Genomic DNA, 25,281 nt, shown 5'->3' with positions numbered 1-25,281 from the left:
ACTCGGCAATCTCTTGATGCTAAGTCTTTAAGAAGGCTTTAATATCTGATAATCTCCTTCGTTTCTCTTCATTGCTTGCATTCTGAATCGTTAGCTCTTGTTTCTGTTCTCTAAGCTCGATGTAGCGCTTCCTCTTTGATTGTTCTAGCAGGACATTGGGTATGATTCTTCACTCGAGTTACACACCGCCACACTGTTGCCTTACTTCCCCGGCTATTCCACTTGATGCATCGAAAGATATCGCCGCAATGACTGCAAAACACTTTCCTGTTAAAGTGTATTTCCCTTGATGGAGTCGTTTCTTCTTTCGCTTGCCAGAATAGAGGTTACTTCGTCTGGTTTTTTCTTGTTGATCTAGATTGAAGATGTTTTTAGAAATGATGGCTTTCCGCCTTATTCAGTCGAGTTCATTTGATTCCAGTGTGATTCAATTGTTTCGAAGCATCATGGCTTACTTCTAAGACCGATAACCAACCCCACCATCCATCCCAATCCCGCTCCGACTGCTAATTGATCAAAAATGATACCAATCCCTGCACCTAGACAGAGCCCAACGACGACGGTGGCTACTTCATATATACATTCGCTTTCACCCTGTTTCTGGTTGTTTTTTCGATTGTTTTTTTGCTTCACAACATTCACTAGATAAACAACAAGAATTGCAACCAGAATCAGTGGCCAAAGTGCCTTTAAATATTCCATAACAAATCCTCCAAATTGAGCAATTGTGATCTACCGCTTGCTTATCTTTCTCCATACTTTTTCTTCAACTTAGACAGGTGTTCTAAGTCCACCCATTCCTCTGAATATCCGCATTGACTACAAAGATAACGGTTGACCGGTACTGCAGAAAAAACGGTGCTTCCTAACAAAATATTATTTCCAGCCCCATAAGCACCCGTTCCACCGGCAATCAATAGAATCCCACTTCCGCCACATTTAGGACATTTCCCCTTGTTTTTCATTTTGCTTCCTCCTCACGACTTTTACATTTTGGGTACAATATAGCCAATTTTCATTGCTTTATTGTAAGCTTCAATCAAATTAGTCGCATCCAGCTTACTATAAATATTGGTTAAGTGATTATATAGCGTCCGTTCACTAATAAAAAGCTCGCTCGCCACGTCTTTCTTTGTTTGACCTTGGACGAGCTTTTGTAAGATTTCAATTTCTCTAGATGTTAAGGGGTCAATGATGAAGGGACGATCTTGTATCTTAGTTTTATGAACTGCTGTTTGTAGACGCTGAACTAAGTCATTAATCTCAATCGATTTGTTGATAAAATCTCTCACTCCCAATTCATAGCCCAGACTTTGGTAGTTCGCCAGATCATAAGCTGTCAGAACAACAATGGGAAGCGAGTATCCGTCTTTCTTGAGCTTACGAATGACATCAAAGCCTGTTAAGTCAGCTTTAAGATTAATATCAATCAGTAGTAAGTCGTAGGTCTTAATCTTCAATGAATGGAAGAGAGCCACTGGGCTGTCAACATAATCACAAACTTCTATCTCCATTTGATCCTCAAACAAATGTTTCAAACTTTGTCCGAACAAATGATGGTCATCCAGAAGTAAGATTTTCATGACTCTCTCCTTTCAAACAAACACGAGTAGATAAAACATCTCCATTTAACTGATAATTCAAAGAGCCGCTCTGTGTCTCCACTAACATCTTCAGCAAAAAGACCCCTCGTTTGGAATTTTGGATATCAGCAAGATTTTCAGCACTGGCCCCATCACTTTCGATTTCAACAATCAGTTCTTGGCTAGCTTCTTTGATTTGATAGGACAAATAAGTCCCCTGGGAATGCTTATAGACATTATTCACCAATTCCTTAGTTAGGATGCATAGGAGTCGAATGGTCGCTTCATCCAAAGATTGCACTAAATCCGAGCTGACTTGATAATTGATTTTCAACTCTTTTTGAGGGTAGAGTGCTTGAATTGATTGCAAGATACTGGCCAAGTTATCCTCCAAATTCCTGTTTTCAAAAAGATGGTTTTGGTAAAAGTTCATAATTTCTCGAGTTCTCCCCTCCAACTGAGTCAAGACTTCCTTAACGTAGCTCACATCGGGTGACTTCATCGTCAGCAGATTCTTGGCTGCATAAATATCTTGAATCAAGTCGTCATGGATGATCCGGGCAAATTCATCTCGGTCTTGAGCCAGATAGTCTGATAAGTAATAAAGTTGATACAACTTCTCATAGGTATTTTCTTTCTCCATAAGGAAGAGAATCAAACAAAGTTCAAAAATCAAGAAAACCATGTGAACAAATAGGTGAACTAGAGTTCCCTCTAAATCTAACAGGTAAATCATGAGCATCAAGAAAAGGGTGAAAATTATCGTAAAAGTTTGGACCATGAATCTAGATATTGGCAACAAATTAATTTGTTGAAGCTGATCCAACTTCAAGTGCTGAATTAGATAAAAGCTGGTCATGCCTAGACTGACCATACCGATTAGATAATTATAAGGCGTACCGACTATAGGCATAAAAATCAAGGGTAAAAAAGAAATCAGTACTTGCAGATATTCTTGATAGCCTAGTTTTTGGCGGTTAGACAAGAAGCTAACGATAAATCCATAGGCAGTTCCCAAAGTCAGAATAGAAATCAAGTTCAACATCCAATCAGATAAGGCGAGTAAATGTTGGTGATAAAACCAAGCCCAAGAGAGTACAACCAGACTATGTAGAATTAAAACAATCGAGATTTTTTGATACATAACTTAATAATAACTCCTTACAATTCGTTCCGTGGTAGTTAAACGACTTATAATCAAAATAGCTAGCGTCAATATGACTAGCTTGATTCCTAAGTAGCATTCTATCATAGGATAGTATTGATAAAGAGCAAATGATATCATCATCAACAAAATTGAAAAGAGAATCGCCTTCATCTGAATTCCGTTCAATTTATTGAGATTTACGGTGTAGAGTATATAGTAAACAACCAGCAAGGTATCCAATAACCCCACAATAAATAGAGTAACGCCTAACCAAGCTAACAATCCCTTCTCTTGTTGGAAAAAGGCACTAATGACATAAACCATCAGAGCTGGCAACAACAAAACTAACGTGGTTAAATAGAGGGAGCTTGTGTACTGACCGATTAGTTGCCTAGGCCTCACTCCATTAGCCAACAAAAATTCCATCCGCTTACTTTGCTTATCCTGGATCACTGAAGATTTTGCGAGTTCAGTGACGATAACAATGAATAGAATTAACAGTTCTTCTTGCTTCATTAAGGTAACCAGTAATCCAACTTCACTGTGGGCTGAAGCGTCAACGGTTGACGACATTATAATTCCTAGCAAGGCAAAACCCGCCAAGACCAAAGCATTACGGTCAAGTAGTCTTTTTACTTGTTCTTGAATCAGTTTCATGACCAAGTCCCCTCCTGTCTGATGACCCTTTCGTTGGTAAGTTTGCTTAATTTGAAATAGGACAGAAAGGCGAAGATGACTAGCAATAAACCATTCAACCCTAAAATAAAGTAGGCTAAGGGAATCTGATGATCTTGTAGAAAGTTCAGGAAGACATCAGAAAAACTACCTAAAAAGTAAATCAAGAGGTTAACGGCCGCAAAAAGTAAATACTTAAAGAATTTCAAATGTTTTTGCTCGATGGCTAATAGATTAAAGTAAAGAATCAAGGTAAACACCAGTGCAGTCGTTGAGAAAAAAAGTAAGACGATATACATAAAACTAAAATCAAAAATAGGCAAATAGACAAAGGCCATTAGGAGAATGAAGGGAATAATCATGGAAAACCGGCACATTTGGAAGCTGTATGCTATGACTAGATCTTTGACCTGAATACCTGAAGCTAAGATAAATTCCAAGCGGCGACTCAATTTGTCCTTTACAGTTAAATCAATAACCATAGAGTTACCAAAAAGGAGGCCTATTCCTAACATTAAAACCCAGACTAAGAGAAGAATTATATCTCCTCCTTGATCTCCTGGAAAAAGGTTGAAACTGTAGACACCTGCACAGAAGAGTCCACAAAAGATAAGAGCTAAAATAATATTTATTCGGTAATCTTGGCTATGTAAGATGTAGTATTGGCTCGCTTTAGCCAAGTCTTCTTTATGGGTCATTTCAATCCCTCCTCAATAAACAAATCTTCCAAGCTCTCTCCTTGAAGGTCTGACATCTGCTTGGTGAAGAGCAAAGTGCCGCTCTTAATCATGGTGACCACGTCCGCTACTTTTTCAATTTCATCCAGGTCATGAGAGGTGATGACCACTGTCTTACCCTTATCCTTCAAGAGGGCAATCAGCTGACGGATTTGTAAGCGAGAGATGGGATCCACTCCGGAAGTGACTTCATCTAGGAAGATAATTCCCCGTTGCATCATCACAATAATCAATAAAGACAGCTTACGCTTCATCCCTTTGGAATAGGTTGACACCTTACGATCTAAGTCACCCTTAATTTCCAACAATTCAGCATAATCTTCATAACCATGAGGTTCAAAGCCAAAATAAAGACCAAACAGCTTTAAATTTTCTAAGCCTGATTTGTCATCATAAAGATAATCGTTTTCTAAAAGCATGGCGTGGTCAGTTTTAACTTGAATATCTCCTTGGTCCGGTCGATAAAGCCCGGTGAGTATTCTGAGCAGACTGGTTTTTCCCGAACCATTAGGACCGACGATGGCGTGAACAGTGTTCTGTTCAATGGCTAGCGAAAAATTATGAAAAAGCGCCTTATTCTTAAAATTCTTCGTAAGGCCTTCAACAGTAATGACATTCATGATACATACTCCTTTGATGAAAAACTTCTTTATCTTGACTTCATCATAGAGGATAAGCGTTTAAATGACATGAGTAATTTCTGCAATGATAGCGCTCATTGCTAAAATTACTTATGGATCAATCGATTGCTGTATCTTCAGTCCTTTTCTTATCCAACAGAAAAAGCTCCATCTCTGGAGCTTCTCTTGACACTAAATTTATCCACACAATATATTTCTAAAAGTTATTCTTTACTCTCGTAAAACTCTACACTTACAGTTTATCTTTCAACATTTCATTTGCCTGCTGTAATTTCTTGTAATATGTATCATACTTCGGACTAAACTGCCTGATTAAAGGAATCGCCTTTTCATAATAATGAGTATTCTGCATATAATTCCTGATCTTTTCGTTCAACGAATATAAGGGGCTGCTTTTAAAATCATCACTTTCTTTATACGCCAGGTATGCTTCGACGGCTTCTTGATTGTCTTCAAACCATTGAGCGGGTGCCTCAACCGCAGCCTGCTTGCTCTCATTCACTGTGTCCAACATAGATAGGTCAATGTCTGAAGCCATTTTTTCAATCCAGTCCTTTTCTTCTTCGGAAAAGTGGATCATGGGTAAGGTATCCAGATAATGAATATATTCTTTGAAAGCCACTTCATTTTCCGGCTGCACCGACTCATTCATAAAGGGTTGATAGGCATAAAAGAAGGCCTGACCAAAGTAACCAGGAAATAATGCTTGTAACCGCTCGTACATGGTTTCAGATTTTTCAATGGTGGCTATTTCCTGATTAATTTCTTGAATAGACGCTCCAGCGATTAGTCTTTGCAACAGCTGGTGCTTGCGCTGAGCTAACTCGCTTTTTATTTGTTTTTCTCGAAGGATAACCGCAAGCTGGTCCTCATTATTCAAGATATCTTCAACTTCATTCAGATTTAAGCCTAACTTTCTTAATGTCGCAATCTTATGTAATTTTTCAAGATCCAATTCACTATAGATACGGTAGCCATTTTCTTCCCTATGGGGTGCAACCAGCCCTTTTTCTTCATAGTATTCGATTGCCTTTCGTGTTAATCCAGTTTGTTTTTGCACTTCACCGCGTAACATATGAATTCCTCCTTCAATCTAAAGATATCACGGACCCTCAGGGACAGGTCAAAACCTTGCTCCGATATTCGCTGGATCTATCTACAATTTCTAACAACTCAGCATAGTCTTCATAACCATGAGGTTCAAAGCTAAAATAAAGACCAAATAGCTTCAAATTTTCTAAACCCGATTTGTCATCATAAAGATAATTGTTTTCTAAAAGAACAGCATGGTCACTTTTAACTTGAATATTTCCTTGATCGGTTTAATAAAGACCAGTAAGCGTTCGAGGCAGACTGGTTTTACCCGAACTATTCGGATCGACGATGGCGTGGGCGGTATTCTGCTCAATAGTAAGTGAAAAGTCGTTAAAGAGCGTTTTGTGCTCAAAATTCTTAGTGAGACCTGCGACTGTTATGACATTCATGATACTTCCTCCTTTGATGAGTATTTCTTTATTCTGACCCCATCTTAGAAGAAAAACGATTGAATAACATGAGTAATTTCTGCAATTATTAAGTTAACAGTTATAATATATCAATGAGTCGACCAGTTCCCCCATACGCATATCCACATTTCTACCATTTTTCTCTACCCAACAGAAAAAAGCCCCTTCTCAGGAGCTCCCTTCAACTTCATAAACCTCTACAAATCCTATCCCTATCAGCTTTTCTTTTCAATCAATACCACGCACTCAACATGCTGAGTATGAGGAAATTGATCGATTAATTGGAATTTAATAATCTCATAACCGAAGTCTCTAAGCCAGACTAAATCTGCGGCTAGGGTCTTGGGGTTGCAAGAAACATAGATAATCTTCTCCAAGCCCATCCGGCCGATCCGACGCATGATTTTCCCACCGGCACCATTCCGGGGCGGGTCAAGTAAGAGCAGGTCCGCCTGACCCCATTCTTCCTCAATTTCAGCCAAACCGTGCCGGGCATCACGAGCGATAAAGTGGGCATTAGTGATCCCGTTATCTCGCGCATTACGCTTAGCCGACTCAATCGACTGTTCCACAATCTCAATCCCCACTAGGGCCTTGGCCCGTTTAGCCAGAGGCAGACTAAAGCTACCTACCCCACAGAAAAGGTCAATCACTAGACTATCTTGGTCGAGATCGGCCCAGTCACAGGCTAAATCAATCATCCGTTGGGCCTGGAGGGGGTTAGGTTGGAAGAAGGTATCGAAGTAAAGTCGGTAATTGAAACCAGCCAATTCATCACGAATATAATCACGGCCAGCCAGGACTTCCACCTTGTCAGCCCCCATCCGGTCCGCAATGGCGGTATTCTTAATCCACATCAAGCTCTTAATTTCAGGATAAACCTGTAGACGTTGGATCAGATCTTCAATAACGCCTTGATCAAGCTCTGCCGATTCTTCTTGGGCGAAAATTGCTACCATGACTTCCCCACTTTGGTGGCCTTGGCGCAAGAGTAACTGCCTGAGCAAACCTTGCTTAGACTGTTTTTCGTAACCTGCTAAGTTCCAGGCCTTTTGCCAGGCTTGAACTTCTTCTTTTAGGGTCATGAAGATTTCTGGGGCCAGAATATTCTTCTGCCAATCAACAATCTGGTACTGGTCCCCCTGAACGAAGAAGCCCAAGTCGCCGTCAATGGAGAAGCTCAATTCGAGCTTATTGCGGTAGTGGTAAGGATCGTCCATTCCCCATACCTCACCCACTAAGCTGGGATCAAAGCCCTGGTCAGCCAAGAAGCCCTGGGTGAGGGCGCGCTTATAAGCCAATTGGTCGCCATAGTTCATGTATTGCAGGGGAGCGCCCCCAATTTGAGGACCATTTAATTCATAGCCTCCGATTCGACTAGGTGCCGGTTCAATAATCCGGTCATAGGTCCGCGTTGCTCGTCTTCTTCCTCTGGCATTGGGTACAGTAACTAATAACTTATCCCCCGGCAGAGCCTTAGGAATCTGGAGCTTTAGCTTTCTGCCCTTGCCCCTTTCCGTATCAGGAAAACGATATTGGGCTAGGCCCAGCCCCTTCTCAGATAATCCCGTCACTTCGACTGCTAATTGTTCACTTGGATAACGTTGCTTCATCGGCAAATCCCCTCTATTGCTTCATTTTGTATCGCTCTGAAAAATTCATCCTGTTTAGTAAAGCATAATCTCAACTCAGGCGCAAGCTCTTGATTCATTCTTAATTAAAATGGCCTGGCTGACTCCCTACAATGGCAGGCTAGAGCCACGAATCGTTGCCAAGAATTTCTTGAAATTCCTAGTCAAGGGAGTATAGTAAAACTCAAATTTAAAGAAAGGAGCTCAGCCTATGCTTGGTGATTTTTTAAAACAACGCCGCCTAGCCATGGGATTTACCCAAGAATTTGTCGCTCATCAGTTAAAACTTAGTCGGCAAGCAATTTCTAACTGGGAGAACGGGTCTCGGGAAATCAATGTAAGCGATTTACTATCCTATGCCAAATTATTAGAAATCTCTTTTGAAGACTTAGAAAGCCATCTTGACCAAGCAGAACCCTCTGTCAAGGAATCACCCACTAAGATACAAGCCAGACAAGTTCCCAAACATTTCCGAGTCCATTTGGAGAAACAAGTTGGTCATTCTTTTCCTGCTGCTCAACCCCTCCACATAAAGATCGAAGGCGATCGAGTGATTGCTATCCACCTCTTGCTTTCCCATTTATTTATGAATAAACATGACCTAACCCTTAAAAACTGTCCACGCGCCTTTGACTTCCTTAATATCTTATATGAATTGGGATATCATGGCTGGTCTGAGATTTCTACACATGGAGATACCCTGCATATTCGCTCCCATCATATTCCGCGAGATATTATCTCCCTCAATCAAATCAGTCGTGCAAGCATCGGCATTATTTCCGGGTTAACTTATCGTTATCGGGAACTTCTGTTTAGCTTTCCAGGCGGCGATGATTTCTGTTTTCGTCCCATCGATCTGCACTTGGACATTCTTTCTACCATAGCAAGCTATCGCTTTGATTCAAGTCAAAAAATTTTCTATGCTCAAAAAAAGGACCGCTTGAATCAGAATATTCGCTTGAATTGTTATGCTGACGGAAGTAAAAGCGTCGGCGCCTTCTTTAACGCGATCAACCTCGCTTATGTTTATCCCAATGAGATCCGGATAAATGGCTTGTCTCCAGACCCAACCATTAGCTATCTGATCCAACTACTGCAACAGGCAAGTAATCGCCGGGTCTGTTATCTCAGTCCTGATAAGATCATCATTCCTAAGGTGGACTTTATTGAACTGAATGAGACTGAGATTCACTTACCTCCTGATATGTCTATGTTGGTTGCTTATGTCCTTTTATTTTGGAATAAACTCGACCATATCCTCTTTGATAACTTAAGGACCAAGGATATTCCCGCGAGTTATCAAAAGTTTTTCCAAAAATTAGGTCTTAGTATGTATGAAAATAACCATAGCCTACAATTTCAAAAAACAGCTCCCATTGATTTAGATTATTTTGAATTTCTTCCCTTAGGGGCTGCTCCCTTCATCAGTACGGACCTAGGGCCTATTCTGTCGGAATTTTTGGCCTCAAAAAATATTCCCGCCATTTTATTCGATGAAGTCTTTAGCCAGCGAACCAGCCATCTTTCTGAATTAAACAAGCTGGGGATCCTGATCAAGGAGCTGGAAAATGGTGCCCTAAAAAGCCAAGGAAAAAGTCCTAGTCATTCCCAATCAGAGCAAATCTTTGATTTAAAAGATATGTACGCTGGCATGGCGATACTGATGGGAATCACCCAAACCCAGCTTAAGTCGGCTACTTTATTGAATTTTGACCAGCTTCTACGTGCTTTTGGAAATATACAAGACATCTTAAGCCTATTAGGATACCAAGGAGAAATTCAATGTAATGAACTTTAGATCAAAGCCTTAATCTTTGTGGCGGACTAGTCACACAAGATAAGCAAGATTTTCAACACTTTATACTCATTTGGAGGACTCATCCCATGAACAAAGAACATAAGAATACACTTTTTCTGCTGGTACGGGGACAAACGACAAACTTTGGTAACATCATTTTTGACTATGCCAATAAGCTGCTAATCGCTCAGTTGGCTAGCCGATCCTCTTTTTTTATGATGCTCTACCAGTCTAGCGAATCCATTATTCGTCTGCTCTTTAATCTCTTTGCCGGCTACATCGCCGATTTTTCTAACCGCAAACAGGTCTTAATCCTGACCGATTTAATTGCCGCTATCGCCACATTTTTACTTTTTTTATTTTATGACCCGCAAAATATCTGGGCCCTAGTCATCGTTAACGGCCTCCTGGCTCTCCTATTTAGTTTTAATGGCCCTTCCTATAAGGCCATCATCAAAGACCTCTTGTCAAGAAAGGGAATCTATCGCTATAATTCCTTCTCTAAAATCATAGCCGAAATTGTCGGCGTTGGTGCTCCCCTAGTCGCTGTCTTTGTTATTAAGCAATTTGGTTTTAAATATGGCATGCTGATTAATTCCCTATCTTTTTTCGTATCGGTTTTTTGCGAATATCATTTCTATATTTTGCATACTATCAAAAACCAGCCCCTCCCCTTGTTAGCCGGTCTAAAGGAGGGTTTATTATATCTTTATCGGGATAAGATGCTCTTGATTATTCTCTGCGCTACCGCTTTCCTTAATTTTTTAGAGGCGGTCTATAACTTTTACCTTCCCTTTACATCAACCTTCTCACAGTTTTCTAATATCTATGCCTATATTCTAGTTGCCCAATCCCTAGGGAGTATTTTAGGTGCCTTGCTTATTGCGACGATGAAATTGAAAATTGCAGGGCAAGGCTTCTTCCATCTTCTCTTGCCAGGAGCCATCGCCTTAATCTTATTAGACGTCTTCAAAAATTATCAAGTCATGATACTAATCTTATTTGCTATTTTTGCCACAACCGTCTCTATGTTTAATGTCAGTTTCATGTCCCACATGCAGGTCTCAGTCGCTTCCAATTTCTTAGGACGGATTTTCTCTCTCATTTTTACTATCGTCGGTATTTTTGCACCTCTGGGAAGCTTTGTCGCATCACTCATTGATTTAAAAAGTTGGCAAATCTTTGCTTATGTGGGCTATGGGCAACTCCTCATTTATCTTATTGCCATCTTGACCATTCACCGTCTCTTTCACAAGCAAAATAAGGAACAAGCAACTAGCAGAGACTAATCAAATAGGATTTCTTTCCTGTAAACATCCTAGACCGGAAATTAGGCATCAGATCCTGTGCTTGTTATAATAAAGGTAAATAAGATTCTTAGAAAGGAAGTTCACTATGACTTCAATGAACGTTGATAATACCCTAGTCCTTGTGATCGATATTCAAGAAAAACTGCTTCCCGCAATGCATGATTCCGATACTTATCTGGCTAACCTGCAATTTCTTCTGGAGGGTTTAAACCACTTAGGCGTTAAAAAAGTGGTCACCGAGCAATATCCTCAAGGTTTAGGCGCTACCGATCCTGCCATCAAGAGCTATCTGACTGAGACACCGGTTTACGCCAAGACTCGTTTCAATGCCTGCATTTCCGAAGTTCTTAACCACATCACCCCTGCCATTGAACATGTGGTAATTATCGGGATGGAAACGCCTATCTGTATCGAACAAACCGCTCATCAATTATTAGAGAATTATCCTCAAGTGCAAGTGACCTTGGTCCGTGACGCCGTAACCGCTAGAAGTGCTCAAGAACATGAATGGGCCCTCAGCCAACTGCAAGCAGATGGGGCAACTCTCCTATCCAGTGAGAGCTTACTCTACCGTCTCCTTGAAGATGCCAAAAACCCACACTTCAAAGCGATTTCTAACTTAGTCAAAGAGCGTCAAGCTTAATAAAATGGCTAGGTAATTCAAGGTATTTCAGAGAAACTGATACAAATAAAAGAGACACAGATTCATGTAGCTCTAACTACACGCTCTGTGTCTTTTTTTGTGGAAAAGCTTCGCCAGTTTTATACCATCCACTTTGTCCTAACAATGACAAAGATAACTAAACAAATTCCATAATACCCTAGGGCCAAACAGAGGCCTAAGTTTTTTTTAAGAAGAAAACACAAAAGAGCAATCATGCTATTGGAAGCAATAGAAGGCAAGAGACTTTTAAAGTTTTCAAGACCAGTGGCTATATCTTCCTTGCTGTTCCTGCGTAAGCCTTTCTGATAACTTTTCACCGAATTATTGAAGAAAAGTAAGATAATATTTTCTGTTCCCAGGACAAAGAGCAGCTGAATGAGTAGACTCCCCTTGTCCACGATTGCTTGGGGATAAAAACCAAAGACCTTTAGAAAACTTAGCAAGAGAAAAGCGCTAAACCATAAAATAAGTTCAAAAAGAAAAATGAAGAGATTTTTACTTAATATATAGTCGATAACTTCCCAGGGTGAGCTGAGCTTGACGAATTCCTCATGAAACAGTTCATCGGTGGTAATATACCTAAACACACTGGAAGCTAAAACAGTCGAGGCCAGAATAATTAGCCAAGCTGGCAATTGCATAAAAGCAAAAGTAAACAAAAAGAGTAAGCCAAAAAGGAAGGCATAAAGATCTAAACTGCCATCTTTTAGAAAAAACTTCTTGACTGTTAATTGGAAATAAGACATGGCTAGTCCTCCTTAAGGATTGGCCTATCCGTCTATCTTCCCTGCCATTATAACAAAAACAGTGACCTCAAGTTGAGCGAGGTCGCTGGCCTATCCTGGTAAATATTCATAATAGACTGATAAAATCATCAAAATGTTTTAGTAAAGCGCTTTTGGGTGCGGTCGTGAGTATAGCCAATACTTTGGTAAAATTGATGAGCTTCCACACGATGGACCGCTGAATTTAAGCGGATGTAATGGAGTTGATGCTTGATCGCATAATTTTCGATAAAGGTTATGAGCTGTTTGCCGATGCCTTGTCCTTTGTAGTCAGGACTTACCGCAAGGCCAAGAATATTTAAACCCGTTTCACTGTAGAGCCCTTCATAGATCTCAGCGTGAACAAAAGCAAGCGCTCTAGAAGAAGTCTCCTCTGCATAAACAGCGATAATATGATGATCATGGTCTTGGGATAATTTTTTGATTTGTGATTGGACAAGATTCAGATCAGCATCGTAGCCGAGTGCTACTTGGCATAATTTCTGAATCGCTTTGGCATCGGTCTCTTGAATGGGCCTTATCATAGACTCTCATCTCCTATTGATAAAGATATAAAAATGCCTCAAGTAATCCTTAGAATACTTGCTGGACTAGCATTTTATTAGGCTAAATTATATACCTCTTATAAGGAATTTTGAAGCTAATATAAACTTTTTATCAATCGCAAAGCGCCTAGAAAGTGAGCTTTTTGAGTTAATTTCCCTTAAAGCGGACCCCATTTGCCTTTAACTTATTAATTGTACCTTTTCCGATACCATTAATGGCTAAAACTTCTTTTTCCGTTTTCGTTTTAAAGTCCTCGGCAGTTTCCAAATCTTCTAAGAGTAAGGCACGGACATATTGGCTAGCAATATTAGTGAAAATCCCCTTACCCGATAGTTTATCGGCTTGGAAATAGGACATGATATTTTTTTCTTTTTGAGCCTGGACGTCATCAAAATAATCAGGAATAAGTTCCTTTAAACTTTGTTTAAAATGCTGATAGAGAAGGCTAGACTGGGTAAAGAGTGGTAAGATCTCGTTTAAAGCGATAGCCAAAGACTGCTTAGAATTAAGACGATAGTCCGCTTCAGGCAAGTTGACAAAAACCTTAAATTCATTAAAGACTTCATCTTCAAAGAAATAAACTATATCCGAATTGATGTCTTGTAAGTTTTTAATACGTTGCTTAGCAAGATTGAAGTCTCTTGCTAAGATAAGGCTGGTGGCCATGTAGAACAACATTTGATCATCTGATCGATAGTTGGAATCTCTTTTGAAAAGTGCTTTAGCCTGCTTATGTTGAAAAGAATTGACGTAAATCGCCATGAGCTTATAGCGAACTCCCATATTGTCATTGGGATTATAACGCAGGATATGTTTGGCGATTTTTTCAGCTTCCTCCATAAACAAACCTTCCTTGTATAAATCTAACAAGGTATTTTGTATACGGAAATAAGGTCGATTTTCTACAGCAAGATAGCCAGACTCTTTGATTTCCTTGCGGTGGGCTTTGAAGTAGTCATCTGCCTTAGCTTGAAGCATTGGTATCGCCTCAAAATCTGGAAAATGACTGAGCGCCCAAGCACAATAAATATCTAGGTTGTCAGAATCTAAGGCGTATGCTTCTTCAATCAAGGCCGCTTGTTGGGCTGGATCCTCGGTATACATAGCCGTTTCAAATAAGTCCATAGCTCGACCGGTCCCATCCTCGTCTTCAAAGGACAATAAACCCGCATTATGCAAGCTTATAGCATGAGTAATAGCTGCTTCACCATCCTCAAACTCTCCACTATACTGGTCGAGAAATTTTTGGATATTTCTAAAAATATGTTCATTTTCTAAAGACATGTCTTCACCTTCTCTAGCTTTATTTTAAATAAGCGTGTACTAAGGGCTTTTTCATCCGTACATAATCAGTATAAAGCTTATCAGCCGTTTAATCGAATAGTAAATCCACAATAATTTTTGTTTTCGGATAATAGTGAGCTAAGATGAGCGTGATCTCTACATTCTCAATTTCTTTTTCCTTTTCTGCTAACTATTCGGATTTTTCAAATAGTTTGTACTCTATAACTTATTTCATCTTATGTTTTTCTTTTAATAGCTTCATCTTATTTTGAACTTCTCTAATTTCCTCTAAACCTACCCTTTTATCGGCAATCATCTGATTGAGGCGAAAATCTAGGCGGCTAATTTCTTTTTCTACTTGATCCTGATTGTCTTTCTGATAAGAAGGACTCAGTAGCTTTTTGTTTTTAATGAGATATTGTTTATCCACGCAATGATTGACGAATTCTTGGTCATGGGAAACCAATAGGATAGCAGCAGGATGGCTTCTGATAAAGTCCTCAACTCTTTCAAGGGTTTGGATATCTAAATAATTAGTCGGTTCGTCCAATAGCAAGAGATGGTAGTCTCCTAATAATAATTTAGCGAAAGCCAAGCGAACGCGCTCGCCTCCCGATAGGTGATTGACCTTGTCTGTCAGTTTGTTTTGATCGAAGCCCAGAGAAGCTAGAACCTGATGAATCAAGTCATCCGACTGTAAACTTTCTTCACTAACATTTTCTAGAATACTTTTATTCAAGTGGAGCTGATCAAAATTTTGCCTAAAATAGCCAATATTTAAATCTGCCATATAATAGCCGGGGAACTGGTGATGGAATAACTGACCTAGAAAGGTGGTTTTCCCTGCTTGGTTGGGTCCCTGGATAGCGACTTTATCCCCTGCCTGCAATTTAAATTCTGGAAAAGTAAATAATAAACGTTCAGCGACATGAACTTGACCCGCTTCTAAGCCAAGCAAGCTCTGCCCCGCTTTAACCGCTAAATTACCAAGAGCTTTAAAGCGATACTGCCGTTCTTTCTTGGGAGGTGCGACTGGGTCAAGCTGGTCAATTCTTCTCTGCAAGGCTTTAGCCGACCTAGCTAAACCTTTCTGCTGGCCATCATATTTCCCTGCGTAGCCACTTACCTTATAATCTGAGCGAGAAAGGTTCTTTTTCTTCTTTTTAAAATTTTGCGCCCGCCGATTTCTTTCTTGGATCTCTTCCTCTAATTGATGCACTTTCTTTTGATAATTTTTATAAGCGACTTCCTGTCCTTGAACTGATTTTTGCTTGGCTCTTTGATAGTCATCATAGTTACCTACATACTTAGTCAGTTTCCCTTGGTCGAGCTCACAAATTTGATCCACTACTCGATTTAATACTTGACGATCATGAGAAACCATCAGGATAGTGCCCGAATATTTTGTCAAAGTTTGAATTAACCAATCAATATTTTCAACATCTAAATTTGAAGTCGGTTCATCGAGAATGAGGAGTTCTGCCCCTTGGTTAAAGACTTCCTCCAATAATCTTCTCTCTTGCTCTCCGCCAGATTCCACAGTCGTTTCTTTGAGCTGAGGAAGATAGGCATAGTCTTGATGGATAACAATTTGCCCGGTATAGTCCTGGTCTCGTCCCACCAGCATGCCTAATAAGGTTGATTTTCCCACACCGTTCTTGCCTATAAGTCCTATCTTATCTCCCTGGTTAACTATTAGCTGGTCAATTTGAAATAATTGACGATATGCAATCATCTTCGAAACTTCTAATAATTTTATTACTTCCATATTTAGCTCTCCTATAAGTTTAGTGCTACATCAGCGATCAATCTGAGCTAAAAACGGGTACACAAAAAGACATGGTTCATTTAACCAAGTATCTGAGTGCATACTACTCCCTTTATCATTAGGAAGGTTTTTGCTCAGATGCTTAGATTAAAATTACCATGTCCTTTTCCTCGACTTTCTTAAATTAAGTCTATTATAGCAAATCATTCTATACAGAAAACAATATTATTCATTTTATCTAATATTTTTTGTTTCTTTTCAATGATGCGTAATTTTTAAAGGCTATCGCATCTAAAATTGACCAGTTTTATTTATTTTGACTGTTGAAAATTTCATATGGCAAAAGACTAAAAGCAATATAAGAATAAATTTCTTGCAATTTTCCTCAACTTCATGAGAAATAGAGACTAGAAGCTCATAGATCAAATTCCTCGCGCAAAGAAGCAAAAACTTCATCTGCGGGTTTAGTATCGCCAGCTAGGAATGATTGATATCCCTTTTCTAACTCTCTGTGCAATTCATCTTTTGCCGAGGCATCTTTATTTAGCGATCTTCTATACGCTAGTGTAGCATCAGCAGGACAGCTTTCTTGCGAATGAACTTGAGAAAGGTATAAGTTTTCAAAGTTTTCCATAAAAGCGTTCTTCCTCTTTACAAATTCTTCTTAATTAAATTTTATCAAAACAGCCTATCTGCTACAAACATCAACCAATTTATCCTTTTTCGCCAAAAAGAAAAAGCCCCATTTCTGGAGCTTCTTTCAATTCACAAATATCCATACCCATTTAATCTTTTGAAAAAGTGACTTGCCAATCGGACCCGTAACCGACCTTGTAGGCTTGGGCAAAACTGTTCTGGTTGAGGGCCACTGCCAAATTCTTGAGCGAGTTACAGTAAATCAATGCCCGACTCTGAGGCACAGATTGGAAAGATTGGACTACAGGCACGACGTCATCATAGACCGTCTGCCCTTGGTGGTTGATCTTGAGATGGATTTGGTCTCCAATTTTCACTGCTAAGTCTTGCAAAGACTCATAAGGAATATTAGTCCAGAGCGAGCCGAAACGTTCATCGTGAATGGCAACGTGACCGCTGAGCAGGCCTTCCTCTGAATCAATGTGGAAATCATCAATCTCATAGAGCTTGAGCTCACTGATATCAAGTTCTTCGCCCACCTCACTCAAGTCCAGCTGACCACTAGCTAAGCGAGCTGCCGTATAGGCATACAAGTCACGGCCATAGAAGGTATAGGACTGGTTGGTCGAGGGTAACAAGTTTTTCTCCTTGTCAATTTCCCAGACTGCCTGGATTCCCACATACTTGGCTAGAAAGGACAGGGTGCCATTATTAGGAGTAACGATATAGTGGCCACTGTCTAATAAGGCAATGACTGACTTTTGCTTGTAGCCCACACCCGGGTCCACAATCGATACGAAGATGGTCCCCTCAGGCCAGTAGGAATAGGTCTGATACAATCGGTAGCCAGCCAAATAAATATCATAAGGTGGAATATTATGGGTTAAGTGATGGATGCTCAAGCTCTCATCAACTGTCACCACCACTCCCGTCATGGCCGATACCGCCCCATCATTCAGTCCAAAGTCACTTTGAAACACTAATTGCTGACGAAAAGCCGGTAATTTACTGAAATCAACAACCATTCTCTATTCCTCCTCACTCAATACTACTTCAACACTGACACCAACCCCATAAGGCAGGTCATATTTAGAGATAAAACTGCCCTGGTTAATGGCTAGACTCAAGTTAGCAAATTCATTCTGGTAAATCGTTAATTCACCTAGACTCACCTCGCCAAAGGTCTTATGAATTTGAATCGGCTCATCGAAGACTACTTCTCCACTAGCCGAACGAACAATGACCCAAACTGACTTCCCGGCTTGATCTTTTAACCAAGCAAAGGGAATATTGGTCCAATAATTACCAAAGTTAGGATCAATAATTTCCCCCATGCCTGTCAACCGATCCTTGGCTTGCACCGGCTCGATCAAGTCGAAAGTGACAATCTCATCTACCGGATATTCATTCCCAAAATCTTCAAAGGCAACTTGCCCGCTCGCTAGCTGGGCGGCACAATAAGCAAAGACATCACGGCCATGAAAGACTGAGATCCCTTCCGTCCCCTGACCTTTGAGGCGGTGACGGTCAATATCTATCTCAACCACCCGTTCAATGCCAAAGTGCTCAGCGACATGGGTCAAACTCCCGTTATCAGGGGTCACAATGGTGTAGCCGTTTTTGGTCTGGGCAATACAAGCTCTTCGACTCGTGCCCACACCCGGGTCAATGACCGAGACGAAAATGGTGCCCTTGGGCCAAAATTGCATGGGTTGGTAGAGCCGGAAAGAACCGCTCCAGATATCATAGTTGGGAATCTCATGAGTCCCGGTAATAATTTCTAGTTCACGGTCAACTGACTTGACCACGCCATACATGGCGCTGACAGCAGCCTCTTTATAGGTAAAATCGGTCTGAAATACTAAAATAGCTTTCACTATGTTAATGGTCTCCCTTCTATCATGGCGTCAAATCACTGGAACAGTGAATACAAGTCGCCGTACTAGTCATCGCTTAGCTAAATAACCCACAATTCATGAACTCTTCCTGTCAATCGTAGCCACATATAAATAACAAAGATTCCCCCTTGAACGATGGCCAAGAGTCGCATCTGTTTATCGTGGTTCCCAGGCTCAAGATCGCCGTAGTAAGTCCGTTTTTTCCCTTGTCCATAGCCTCTCAGATCCATGGCACTGGAAATGGTTTCCACCTGGTCAAAGGAGACAATAATTAAGGGCAAGAGAATGGCGGTATTGGCCTTGAGTCGTTTGAAGAGGCCGGCCCGCTTAGGATTGAGCTCCAAGCCCCGCATCTGCATGGATTCCTTGATCGCCGTAAAATCACGGAAGATATCAGGCATATATCTCAGCCCCAAGGAGAACATGGTGCCAATTTGGTAAGGCACGCCCATGGCATACAAACCACTCGCTAACTGGGTAGGGGTAATAGTTAGGATAAAGCACAAACTAATAATCAAACTACCGATCATCTTCATAATTCTGGCAAAGAAATAAACTAGGGTCTCATAGGTAAGAACAAAGTAATCATTAAAGCGATACAAGACCGTTACCTGTCCAGCCAACTCGGTCCCAGTTAAGGGATTAGCCAGATAGTATAGCAAGACATTAATCAAGTTCATAATTAACATAAAACGAAAGATAAACTTCAGCGCCCGACTTTCCCGATAAACCTGCTTAAAAATCCAAGTATGAATGAGAAAAAGGGGGAGGATAATCCGTAGGTCGAAAGAAACCATCATTAAGGCTAGCGCAGTCACAAAGACCCATAGCTTGGTTGAACCCGCCAAGCGGTCAAAGTAACCATCGCCAATTTCATAACGGATAATCAATTGATCATGCATCTACTTCCCCTCCCTTTCGCTTTTGATGAAGGCTTGGACAAAGTTAGCCACCGGTAAATTCAGACGATGGGCAAATTCAAAAATGGACGTTTTCTTCAAGGAAGCCCGCTCAACCAGCTGGTCATCCGCTAAAATGTCAAAAATCGGCCGGTCCGCAATTAAATGCCCGTCTTCAATGGCCAAACCCCGGTCAGTGTATTCCAGGGCCAGATGCATATCATGAGTGATAAAAATCATGGTCATTTGATAGGTCTGGTTCAAGTCGTCAATAAATTCCATAATTTCCCGGTAATGGGCATAGTCTTGTCCAGCAGTTGGCTCGTCCAGGATAATACAAGTAGGCTCTAGGGCAAGCACAATGGCTACTGATAAGCGCTTCTTCTGCCCGTAACTTAGGGCTGAAATGGGCCAGTTCCGCTTGGAATAGAGCCCAGTGACTTGGAGGACTTGCTGGACCCGCGAATCGATTTCAGCCTGATCAACTTGACGGTATTCCAATCCCAAGGCGATCTCCCGATAGACTGAATCCGTCACCAGCATTTGATTAGGATTCTGCATGACATAACCAATCAGTTGGGCAATTTCTTGGATAGTAACCGGGTTACCTAGGCGCTCAATCTTACCTGCTTGTGGTTTTAAGACACCGGTTAAGAGCTTGGCCAAGGTAGATTTTCCCGACCCATTCTCACCCACAATGGCGATGCGTTCTCCCCGTCTAATGCTTAGCTCAGGGATTTGAATAAGCGGCTGCTTGGGATCATAGCCAAAACGCAAGTCCTCTAGACGGATAATGACCTGATCAGACTCACTTTGCGGATCCTGATCACTTGTCTCAGCTTCTTTAGAAGCAGTGTTCTCATCATCTAGCCAAGGCTGTTTGCCTTGGTAGGGAGCGAGGTCGAGGGTCTCCAACTGAGTCAAGCCTTGCTTTTGCTTCAAGCCCCCGTACATATTCTTCAAGGCACTGATATAAAGCGGCTCGCGAATGCCATATTGAATCAAGAGGTCGGAAGCAATCAGTTCATCTGGCGTCATCACGGTCACAATCCGCCCTTGGTCTAACAAGACCACCCGATCAATGGGACGATGAAGGACGTCTTCAAAGCGATGTTCGATAATGATCACGGTCTTCCCATCCTCTTGATTCAAGGAATCGATGAGTTCAACCATAGATAGGCCCATCTGAGGATCTAAGGCTGCTAAGGGCTCATCAAAGAGTAAAATTTGGTTTTTCTCCCCCAGAATCCCGGCCACAGAAACTTTTTGCTTCTGACCGCCGGATAGAGAATAGGGTAGGGACTGTAACTGGTCAACCACCCCGACCCGCCTGGCGACTTTAGCAACGAAGGTTCGCATCATAGACCTGGGAGTATTACGGTTTTCCAGGGCAAAGGCAATATCTTCAGCCACGTTAATCCCCACAAACTGAGCATCACTATCCTGTAAGACAGAGCCGACTTCTTGGGACAAATCAAAAACTGATGAAGACCCCACCGCGTGTCCAGCCACAGTCGCTGTTCCAGTGATGGTCCCGTCAAACTGGTTAGGAATCAGTCCATTGATGCACTGCCCCAGGGTGGATTTTCCGCTCCCGCTAGCCCCTAAAATCAGAATCTTTTCGCCCGGATAAATTTCCAAGTTAATGTCTTTAAGGGCTGGTTCCTTGGCAGACGCATAGGTAAAAGAAAAATCTTTAAATTGAATGATTGGTGAAAGGCTAGTGTGCTTCATTAGTCCTCATCCACCAAATTTGTTGTCCCCCGATAACGTTTAGCTAGAGTAAAGAGCAATGGAATCCCAACAACAAGGACGACGATGGCATTGGTTAATACCGCCACTTGGGCTTGAGTGATGGTAATGGCCAACTCACCACCGTAGAAGACCTTAGTCAAGAGCGGGGTGATCAAACCAAAAGAAAGTTCTAATCCTACAACCGATACCAAGGCATAAATCACCGCGTGTTTAGCTGTAAATATCCCCCGACGAATATCGGCCCCATAAAGTTGTAAGGCACCGATAAAGAAGCAAGCAAACATATTCCCAACGGTCCAATCCAACCAGAAACCACTTCCGCCTAAGGCATCCGCAAAAACATTCCCGATCAAACCAACTAGGCCTGCTTGAACCGGTCCAAAGAGGGCGCCAACGACGATAGGAACGATATAAGCCGTGGATAACTTGGTATTGGTAAAAACCGGAATCCCTCCATAAGTCATCAAAATCCCAAATAGGGCTGCTCCAATAGCGACTGCAACAATGTTTCGTGTAGTAAAATGTTTATTCATCTTTTTTCCTCCTTTACTTAAATCTAATATCAATAGTATTTAAGTTCTTTATGATTAAGTTATTCTATCATGGGACTTTTAAAAATGAATTATCATTTACCGATCAAGCGTGTACATTAAACAAATCATAATTTATCATTGTAAAAGATTAACTTATATTATTATTCATTTAACTACTATTTATTAAAATTTATCTCATTAAAAAAAGCCCCATTGTTGGAGCTTCTTGCTAGTTTCTTATTTCAATTTTCATTGATTAATATATTTTTTCAAGGACTTATTGAAGGTATGGGCAATAAGCTAGGCTAGGAATACCTTTCTTTGCCGATCTAAAGAAATAATGGTATTATTTCTTTATAAGGAGTGATTTAAATGCCTAAGATTCAATCAAGTACAGATTTAAGAAATAACTACAATGATATTTCTAACTTTTGTAACGAAACCAATTCTCCGGTTTTTATCACTAAAAATGGCCGTGGCGATTTAGCTGTGATGAGTATTCAATCCTACGAACAACTCGTTGGCAAGCATGAACTTTATGCCTTATTAAAAGCCGGAGAGCAGGATGTTGCCGCAGGACGTACAAAACCACTTAAAGACGTCATGAATAATTTAAGAAAAGAGCTGGAACATGAATGATTACGGGATTGAAGTCACTGACTCGGCTCAAGCTGACCTCAAAGAAATCGTTCGCTATATTCAAACTGACTTAACTTCTCCTCACACAGCTGATAAATTTCTTAATGGCATTGAAAAAGCTATGGAACAATTAGCTTTTATGCCTGAAAAATTTCAACTCGTCAGAGATGATTACCTAGCTGGTAAGGGCTATCGTTACACAGGCTATAAAAACTATCTCATTTTCTATATCATTAATAACAGTCAACACACTGTGCTCATTCATCGTATTCTACACGCATCAAGACAATGGGAATATTTAATCTAATGACACTCTCCGAGCGAGAGTGTTTTTTTAATGATTCCTCGCTCTTGGTAAATGGACTGGACTTGTTGTCCTTCCCTAAAATTTTAATGCTTATTTTGCTAACCAATTTCTATTGCTTCTGTACTTGAGTATGCGCCAACAAATCGCCTAAATGTCTTTTATCATTGCGCATAAGCCCCATTAATAATAGTAAGACAGCAAATCCGATGCTTACAAAAAACAGCCCCATAGCCCATGCGTCAAAGTCAGTATAGATTCCATGAATCGTGCTCATATGGCTTATTTGCCATGGTAAAAATTTGATCACGTTTCTGATAAGACTTGCTTGAAAAGATTTATCTCTATAAACGAGTTTTAAACCAGCTTTTCGTTTACCTATACTGCCATCTTTTGAATAATCCAAATAGGCAAAAAGCAAAATTATCGGAATAACTGATGTTAACAAAGCAATGACCTGCGCTTGTAACTCATTCATTTTCGGAATCCCTTTAAAAAATAGGTGATATGCTACCATCATTACTACAAATAGTAATGCTAAATACAAAAGGATGACTAAATAATCAAAAAATAATTCTTTCATGCGACTTTTAAATGCTATTGGATTATTTTTCATAAACATAATTTCTCTCTTGGGGCTAAACATCTTTTCTTTTTTAAATTTATACTTATTGTTTTTTCATCAATTGTTCTATATTTTTATTTAGTCTATCCAGTTGTCTCATGATGATATAATTTTGGACATACAAAGCACTTAAGCCACCAGATGCTGCATCTGAGTTGTTCAATAGTACTTCCAAATCATCCTTATTAAGGCCTTCAAGATTAAAATCTTCTACAATTCGTTCATATTTCTTTTCATCTTTTTTATCAAATAGTGCCATATATCATGCATCCCCTTTTATTTACTATATCAAAGATCTAATTTTTTAAAAACTATTCACTAGTCGAGCTTTTGGCAGTCTTTGAAAGAACTTAGCATCCTTCTTTTTAATCGACTTCTTAAAAATTTCTGACATAGGTTCTTTTTATTAATCTCTTTTCGCTTAAGCCTGTGATATTAATACGACGCACTCAGCAGTTCGCTCTTACTGCATCATTTCATAATTATTTCCGCGTCAGCCCCACGATCGCCTCAACATGGTGGGTTTGCGGGAACATATCTACGGGTTGAACCTTACCTAATTGATAACCCTGGTCGACAAATTTGGCCAAGTCACGGGCTAGAGTGGCAGGATTGCAGGAGACATAGACGATTTTTTCTGGTTGGACCTCTAAGACTGACTGGATAAAGTCTTCCGCTAGCCCCTTGCGTGGGGGGTCAACGACAACAACATCGGGTTTAAGTCCCGCTTGGACCCAGTCCTGGATGACTTCTTCTGCTTTACCCGCTTGGAAGGTCACATTATCCAAGCCATTGAGCTGGGCGTTTTCCCGAGCTTGGTCAATAGCATCAGGAACGACTTCGACCCCGTAGACCTCTTTAGCAACTTGGGCGAGGCAAAGTGAAATGGTCCCAATCCCACAATAAGCGTCCACCACCACTTCATCGCCCTTGAGATCGGCGGCTTTTAGGGCTTGATGGTAGAGTTTTTCCGCCTGGCTGGTATTGACCTGGAAGAAGGACTTGGAGGAAATCCGAAAGGTCAAGTCAAACATGCGGTCCTCATAAAGGTCCTCACCATAGACCACCCGTTGGTCTTGGCCCATGATAACATTGGTATTTTTCTGGTTAGAATTAATCACAATAGAAACTAAGTCAGGAATTTCAGCTTTGAGTGCTGCGATGATTTCCTCTTCATCAGGAAGCTTATTCCCATTAATCACAATCACCAACATGATTTGCCCGGTATAGTAGCCTTGGCGAACGATCAAGTGACGGAGTAAGCCTTGGTGGCTGTCTTCTTCATAGGCAGAGATGGGGTACTGGTTAAGGATAGTCACTACTTTTTGTAGGGTCTGGTCAATCCCGGGCAGTTGAATTTGGTAATCGGTCATGGGGACCAATTTATGCGACCCCTTGCGGTAAAAGCCAGTATAGAGCTGGCCGTCCGCTTGACCAATCGGAATTTGAGCCTTATTACGGTAGTGCCAAGGCTCTTCCATGCCGATGGTTTCTAGGACTTGGGTTTGGTCAAGCAGACCTTGTTTTTGTAAGCTGTTAACCACCTGTTGGCGCTTGAAATCCAGCTGGGTAGGATAGGCCATGTGTTGGAGGGGCATAGTCCCCGTCCTTAAGCCATTTTCATCACGGAGGGGAACGCGACTATCTGCGTCATTATAGCGCTTGAGAACAATAGCAAAGGCAAACTTCTTAAGCACTTTGACCACCTTGACCTGGCAGTCTTCCCCCACCAAGGCATTTTGAATGAAGAGGGGGTAGCGATCGATCTTGGCCACCCCCATGCCTTCATAAGTCAGGTCTCTGATGGTGACATCGAGTATTTGATTCTTCTTAACTGGCGCTTGCCATTTTTTCTTTGCCATATTGACATCCTCTCTCTTTGGTCCTTTCTATTATATCATGGCAAAAGCCTGTCTGT

Annotated in this window: 29 protein-coding genes; 5 read left to right on the top strand and 24 right to left on the bottom strand. The window is 40.9% G+C overall.

What is annotated here, in order from left to right; genetic code table 11:
• Nucleotides 1–110: 110 nt before the first annotated feature.
• The 11 genes from CJ190_RS09250 to rlmD (CJ190_RS00635) form a co-directional block, all read right to left on the bottom strand.
• A complete protein-coding gene (locus CJ190_RS09250) occupies nucleotides 111–263 on the bottom strand; it encodes a zinc ribbon domain-containing protein (protein ID WP_168162761.1) in 153 nt (50 codons plus the stop codon).
• Nucleotides 264–444: 181 nt separating this feature from the next.
• Nucleotides 445–702: a hypothetical protein gene (locus CJ190_RS00680; RefSeq protein WP_064293338.1), complete on the bottom strand. Its 258-nt coding sequence runs from the start codon at nucleotides 700–702 to the stop codon at nucleotides 445–447.
• 41 nt (nucleotides 703–743) lie between these two features.
• On the bottom strand, nucleotides 744–965 hold the full coding sequence (locus CJ190_RS00675; RefSeq protein WP_064293337.1) for a hypothetical protein: 222 nt from the start codon (nucleotides 963–965) through the stop codon (nucleotides 744–746).
• 21 nt (nucleotides 966–986) lie between these two features.
• Nucleotides 987–1,583, bottom strand: a complete 597-nt coding sequence (locus CJ190_RS00670; RefSeq protein ID WP_064293336.1) for a response regulator transcription factor — start codon at nucleotides 1,581–1,583, stop codon at nucleotides 987–989.
• Nucleotides 1,561–2,727 (bottom strand): sensor histidine kinase, encoded by a 1,167-nt coding sequence (locus CJ190_RS00665; protein ID WP_064293335.1) that lies wholly within the window; start codon nucleotides 2,725–2,727, stop codon nucleotides 1,561–1,563. The genes CJ190_RS00670 and CJ190_RS00665 overlap by 23 nt, the downstream gene beginning before the upstream one ends.
• Before the next feature lie 3 nt (nucleotides 2,728–2,730).
• Complete coding sequence (locus CJ190_RS00660; RefSeq protein ID WP_064293334.1) at nucleotides 2,731–3,387, bottom strand: hypothetical protein; 657 nt, start codon at nucleotides 3,385–3,387, stop codon at nucleotides 2,731–2,733.
• Nucleotides 3,384–4,103, bottom strand: coding sequence for a hypothetical protein (locus CJ190_RS00655; RefSeq protein WP_064293333.1), 720 nt, complete (start codon nucleotides 4,101–4,103; stop codon nucleotides 3,384–3,386). Before CJ190_RS00655 ends, CJ190_RS00660 begins: the two co-directional genes overlap by 4 nt.
• Nucleotides 4,100–4,762, bottom strand: coding sequence for an ABC transporter ATP-binding protein (locus tag CJ190_RS00650; RefSeq protein WP_064293332.1), 663 nt, complete (start codon nucleotides 4,760–4,762; stop codon nucleotides 4,100–4,102). Before CJ190_RS00650 ends, CJ190_RS00655 begins: the two co-directional genes overlap by 4 nt.
• A gap of 253 nt (nucleotides 4,763–5,015) precedes the next feature.
• Nucleotides 5,016–5,858 carry a MerR family transcriptional regulator gene (locus CJ190_RS00645; RefSeq protein ID WP_064293331.1) on the bottom strand — a complete coding sequence of 281 codons (843 nt, stop codon included), beginning with the start codon at nucleotides 5,856–5,858 and terminating at the stop codon, nucleotides 5,016–5,018.
• A gap of 247 nt (nucleotides 5,859–6,105) precedes the next feature.
• Nucleotides 6,106–6,267, bottom strand: coding sequence for a P-loop NTPase family protein (locus tag CJ190_RS00640; RefSeq protein WP_064293330.1), 162 nt, complete (start codon nucleotides 6,265–6,267; stop codon nucleotides 6,106–6,108).
• A 236-nt stretch (nucleotides 6,268–6,503) separates the two neighbouring features.
• The gene (gene rlmD / locus CJ190_RS00635; RefSeq protein WP_064293329.1) at nucleotides 6,504–7,901 is read right to left on the bottom strand and encodes a 23S rRNA (uracil(1939)-C(5))-methyltransferase RlmD; all 1,398 of its coding nucleotides are present in this window, start codon (nucleotides 7,899–7,901) and stop codon (nucleotides 6,504–6,506) included.
• 229 nt (nucleotides 7,902–8,130) lie between these two features.
• Between rlmD (CJ190_RS00635) and CJ190_RS00630 the strand changes: the two genes are divergently transcribed.
• The 3 genes from CJ190_RS00630 (at nucleotide 8,131) to CJ190_RS00620 (ending at nucleotide 11,670) form a co-directional block, all read left to right on the top strand.
• The gene (locus tag CJ190_RS00630; protein ID WP_064293328.1) at nucleotides 8,131–9,717 is read left to right on the top strand and encodes a helix-turn-helix domain-containing protein; all 1,587 of its coding nucleotides are present in this window, start codon (nucleotides 8,131–8,133) and stop codon (nucleotides 9,715–9,717) included.
• Between the two features lie 86 nt (nucleotides 9,718–9,803).
• Nucleotides 9,804–11,006, top strand: a complete 1,203-nt coding sequence (locus tag CJ190_RS00625; protein ID WP_064293327.1) for an MFS transporter — start codon at nucleotides 9,804–9,806, stop codon at nucleotides 11,004–11,006.
• A gap of 106 nt (nucleotides 11,007–11,112) precedes the next feature.
• Nucleotides 11,113–11,670 carry an isochorismatase family protein gene (locus CJ190_RS00620; protein WP_064293326.1) on the top strand — a complete coding sequence of 186 codons (558 nt, stop codon included), beginning with the start codon at nucleotides 11,113–11,115 and terminating at the stop codon, nucleotides 11,668–11,670.
• Between the two features lie 119 nt (nucleotides 11,671–11,789).
• Here CJ190_RS00620 and CJ190_RS00615 read toward each other — a convergent pair whose 3' ends face one another.
• From CJ190_RS00615 to CJ190_RS00570, 10 genes are all read right to left on the bottom strand, one after another.
• Complete coding sequence (locus tag CJ190_RS00615; RefSeq protein ID WP_143739147.1) at nucleotides 11,790–12,350, bottom strand: hypothetical protein; 561 nt, start codon at nucleotides 12,348–12,350, stop codon at nucleotides 11,790–11,792.
• A gap of 215 nt (nucleotides 12,351–12,565) precedes the next feature.
• Entirely contained in the window at nucleotides 12,566–13,000 is a 435-nt protein-coding gene (locus CJ190_RS00610; protein WP_064293324.1) for a GNAT family N-acetyltransferase, read from the bottom strand.
• 169 nt (nucleotides 13,001–13,169) lie between these two features.
• The gene (locus CJ190_RS00605) at nucleotides 13,170–14,306 is read right to left on the bottom strand and encodes a hypothetical protein (protein ID WP_064293323.1); all 1,137 of its coding nucleotides are present in this window, start codon (nucleotides 14,304–14,306) and stop codon (nucleotides 13,170–13,172) included.
• A gap of 226 nt (nucleotides 14,307–14,532) precedes the next feature.
• On the bottom strand, nucleotides 14,533–16,074 hold the full coding sequence (gene abc-f / locus CJ190_RS00600) for a ribosomal protection-like ABC-F family protein (protein WP_064293322.1): 1,542 nt from the start codon (nucleotides 16,072–16,074) through the stop codon (nucleotides 14,533–14,535).
• A gap of 415 nt (nucleotides 16,075–16,489) precedes the next feature.
• Nucleotides 16,490–16,708, bottom strand: coding sequence for a hypothetical protein (locus tag CJ190_RS00595; protein ID WP_064293321.1), 219 nt, complete (start codon nucleotides 16,706–16,708; stop codon nucleotides 16,490–16,492).
• A gap of 151 nt (nucleotides 16,709–16,859) precedes the next feature.
• The gene (locus tag CJ190_RS00590) at nucleotides 16,860–17,735 is read right to left on the bottom strand and encodes an SAM hydrolase/SAM-dependent halogenase family protein (protein ID WP_064293320.1); all 876 of its coding nucleotides are present in this window, start codon (nucleotides 17,733–17,735) and stop codon (nucleotides 16,860–16,862) included.
• A gap of 3 nt (nucleotides 17,736–17,738) precedes the next feature.
• Nucleotides 17,739–18,587, bottom strand: a complete 849-nt coding sequence (locus CJ190_RS00585) for an SAM hydrolase/SAM-dependent halogenase family protein (RefSeq protein ID WP_064293319.1) — start codon at nucleotides 18,585–18,587, stop codon at nucleotides 17,739–17,741.
• Between the two features lie 80 nt (nucleotides 18,588–18,667).
• Nucleotides 18,668–19,510 carry an energy-coupling factor transporter transmembrane component T family protein gene (locus CJ190_RS00580; RefSeq protein WP_064293318.1) on the bottom strand — a complete coding sequence of 281 codons (843 nt, stop codon included), beginning with the start codon at nucleotides 19,508–19,510 and terminating at the stop codon, nucleotides 18,668–18,670.
• The gene (locus CJ190_RS00575) at nucleotides 19,511–21,241 is read right to left on the bottom strand and encodes an ABC transporter ATP-binding protein (RefSeq protein ID WP_070597887.1); all 1,731 of its coding nucleotides are present in this window, start codon (nucleotides 21,239–21,241) and stop codon (nucleotides 19,511–19,513) included. It abuts the gene before it with no gap.
• Nucleotides 21,241–21,795: an ECF-type riboflavin transporter substrate-binding protein gene (locus tag CJ190_RS00570; RefSeq protein WP_064293316.1), complete on the bottom strand. Its 555-nt coding sequence runs from the start codon at nucleotides 21,793–21,795 to the stop codon at nucleotides 21,241–21,243. Before CJ190_RS00570 ends, CJ190_RS00575 begins: the two co-directional genes overlap by 1 nt.
• Before the next feature lie 372 nt (nucleotides 21,796–22,167).
• On the opposite strand from CJ190_RS00570, the gene CJ190_RS00565 reads away from it, so the two are divergent.
• Nucleotides 22,168–22,434, top strand: coding sequence for a type II toxin-antitoxin system prevent-host-death family antitoxin (locus tag CJ190_RS00565; RefSeq protein ID WP_064293315.1), 267 nt, complete (start codon nucleotides 22,168–22,170; stop codon nucleotides 22,432–22,434).
• Nucleotides 22,427–22,741 (top strand): type II toxin-antitoxin system RelE/ParE family toxin, encoded by a 315-nt coding sequence (locus CJ190_RS00560; RefSeq protein WP_064293314.1) that lies wholly within the window; start codon nucleotides 22,427–22,429, stop codon nucleotides 22,739–22,741. Before CJ190_RS00565 ends, CJ190_RS00560 begins: the two co-directional genes overlap by 8 nt.
• Before the next feature lie 109 nt (nucleotides 22,742–22,850).
• Here CJ190_RS00560 and CJ190_RS00555 read toward each other — a convergent pair whose 3' ends face one another.
• The 3 genes from CJ190_RS00555 to rlmD (CJ190_RS00545) form a co-directional block, all read right to left on the bottom strand.
• A complete protein-coding gene (locus tag CJ190_RS00555; protein ID WP_231881335.1) occupies nucleotides 22,851–23,354 on the bottom strand; it encodes an RDD family protein in 504 nt (167 codons plus the stop codon).
• A gap of 52 nt (nucleotides 23,355–23,406) precedes the next feature.
• Entirely contained in the window at nucleotides 23,407–23,622 is a 216-nt protein-coding gene (locus tag CJ190_RS00550; RefSeq protein ID WP_064293312.1) for a hypothetical protein, read from the bottom strand.
• Nucleotides 23,623–23,845: 223 nt separating this feature from the next.
• Nucleotides 23,846–25,225 (bottom strand): 23S rRNA (uracil(1939)-C(5))-methyltransferase RlmD, encoded by a 1,380-nt coding sequence (rlmD, locus tag CJ190_RS00545; protein WP_064293311.1) that lies wholly within the window; start codon nucleotides 25,223–25,225, stop codon nucleotides 23,846–23,848.
• Nucleotides 25,226–25,281: the final 56 nt, after the last annotated feature.

Origin of the sequence: Aerococcus loyolae, assembly GCF_002871915.2 — a bacterium.
Classification (GTDB): domain Bacteria; phylum Bacillota; class Bacilli; order Lactobacillales; family Aerococcaceae; genus Aerococcus; species Aerococcus loyolae.
Note: the sequence above shows the minus strand (reverse complement) of the source record. Positions and strands in the feature narration are given on the sequence as shown.

What these genes read in the sequence shown, in the direction of transcription:
- CJ190_RS00680 (WP_064293338.1), bottom strand. Translation starts at nt 702, where the DNA reads ATGGAATATTTAAAGGCACTTTGGCCACTGATTCTGGTTGCAATTCTT.
- CJ190_RS00675 (WP_064293337.1), bottom strand. Translation starts at nt 965, where the DNA reads ATGAAAAACAAGGGGAAATGTCCTAAATGTGGCGGAAGTGGGATTCTA.
- CJ190_RS00670 (WP_064293336.1), bottom strand. Translation starts at nt 1,583, where the DNA reads ATGAAAATCTTACTTCTGGATGACCATCATTTGTTCGGACAAAGTTTG.
- CJ190_RS00665 (WP_064293335.1), bottom strand. Translation starts at nt 2,727, where the DNA reads ATGTATCAAAAAATCTCGATTGTTTTAATTCTACATAGTCTGGTTGTA.
- CJ190_RS00660 (WP_064293334.1), bottom strand. Translation starts at nt 3,387, where the DNA reads ATGAAACTGATTCAAGAACAAGTAAAAAGACTACTTGACCGTAATGCT.
- CJ190_RS00655 (WP_064293333.1), bottom strand. Translation starts at nt 4,103, where the DNA reads ATGACCCATAAAGAAGACTTGGCTAAAGCGAGCCAATACTACATCTTA.
- CJ190_RS00650 (WP_064293332.1), bottom strand. Translation starts at nt 4,762, where the DNA reads ATGAATGTCATTACTGTTGAAGGCCTTACGAAGAATTTTAAGAATAAG.
- CJ190_RS00645 (WP_064293331.1), bottom strand. Translation starts at nt 5,858, where the DNA reads ATGTTACGCGGTGAAGTGCAAAAACAAACTGGATTAACACGAAAGGCA.
- CJ190_RS00640 (WP_064293330.1), bottom strand. Translation starts at nt 6,267, where the DNA reads ATGAATGTCATAACAGTCGCAGGTCTCACTAAGAATTTTGAGCACAAA.
- rlmD (WP_064293329.1), bottom strand. Translation starts at nt 7,901, where the DNA reads ATGAAGCAACGTTATCCAAGTGAACAATTAGCAGTCGAAGTGACGGGA.
- CJ190_RS00630 (WP_064293328.1), top strand. Translation starts at nt 8,131, where the DNA reads ATGCTTGGTGATTTTTTAAAACAACGCCGCCTAGCCATGGGATTTACC.
- CJ190_RS00625 (WP_064293327.1), top strand. Translation starts at nt 9,804, where the DNA reads ATGAACAAAGAACATAAGAATACACTTTTTCTGCTGGTACGGGGACAA.
- CJ190_RS00620 (WP_064293326.1), top strand. Translation starts at nt 11,113, where the DNA reads ATGACTTCAATGAACGTTGATAATACCCTAGTCCTTGTGATCGATATT.
- CJ190_RS00610 (WP_064293324.1), bottom strand. Translation starts at nt 13,000, where the DNA reads ATGATAAGGCCCATTCAAGAGACCGATGCCAAAGCGATTCAGAAATTA.
- CJ190_RS00605 (WP_064293323.1), bottom strand. Translation starts at nt 14,306, where the DNA reads ATGTCTTTAGAAAATGAACATATTTTTAGAAATATCCAAAAATTTCTC.
- abc-f (WP_064293322.1), bottom strand. Translation starts at nt 16,074, where the DNA reads ATGGAAGTAATAAAATTATTAGAAGTTTCGAAGATGATTGCATATCGT.
- CJ190_RS00595 (WP_064293321.1), bottom strand. Translation starts at nt 16,708, where the DNA reads ATGGAAAACTTTGAAAACTTATACCTTTCTCAAGTTCATTCGCAAGAA.
- CJ190_RS00590 (WP_064293320.1), bottom strand. Translation starts at nt 17,735, where the DNA reads ATGGTTGTTGATTTCAGTAAATTACCGGCTTTTCGTCAGCAATTAGTG.
- CJ190_RS00580 (WP_064293318.1), bottom strand. Translation starts at nt 19,510, where the DNA reads ATGCATGATCAATTGATTATCCGTTATGAAATTGGCGATGGTTACTTT.
- CJ190_RS00575 (WP_070597887.1), bottom strand. Translation starts at nt 21,241, where the DNA reads ATGAAGCACACTAGCCTTTCACCAATCATTCAATTTAAAGATTTTTCT.
- CJ190_RS00570 (WP_064293316.1), bottom strand. Translation starts at nt 21,795, where the DNA reads ATGAATAAACATTTTACTACACGAAACATTGTTGCAGTCGCTATTGGA.
- CJ190_RS00565 (WP_064293315.1), top strand. Translation starts at nt 22,168, where the DNA reads ATGCCTAAGATTCAATCAAGTACAGATTTAAGAAATAACTACAATGAT.
- CJ190_RS00560 (WP_064293314.1), top strand. Translation starts at nt 22,427, where the DNA reads ATGAATGATTACGGGATTGAAGTCACTGACTCGGCTCAAGCTGACCTC.
- CJ190_RS00555 (WP_231881335.1), bottom strand. Translation starts at nt 23,354, where the DNA reads ATGAAAAATAATCCAATAGCATTTAAAAGTCGCATGAAAGAATTATTT.
- CJ190_RS00550 (WP_064293312.1), bottom strand. Translation starts at nt 23,622, where the DNA reads ATGGCACTATTTGATAAAAAAGATGAAAAGAAATATGAACGAATTGTA.
- rlmD (WP_064293311.1), bottom strand. Translation starts at nt 25,225, where the DNA reads ATGGCAAAGAAAAAATGGCAAGCGCCAGTTAAGAAGAATCAAATACTC.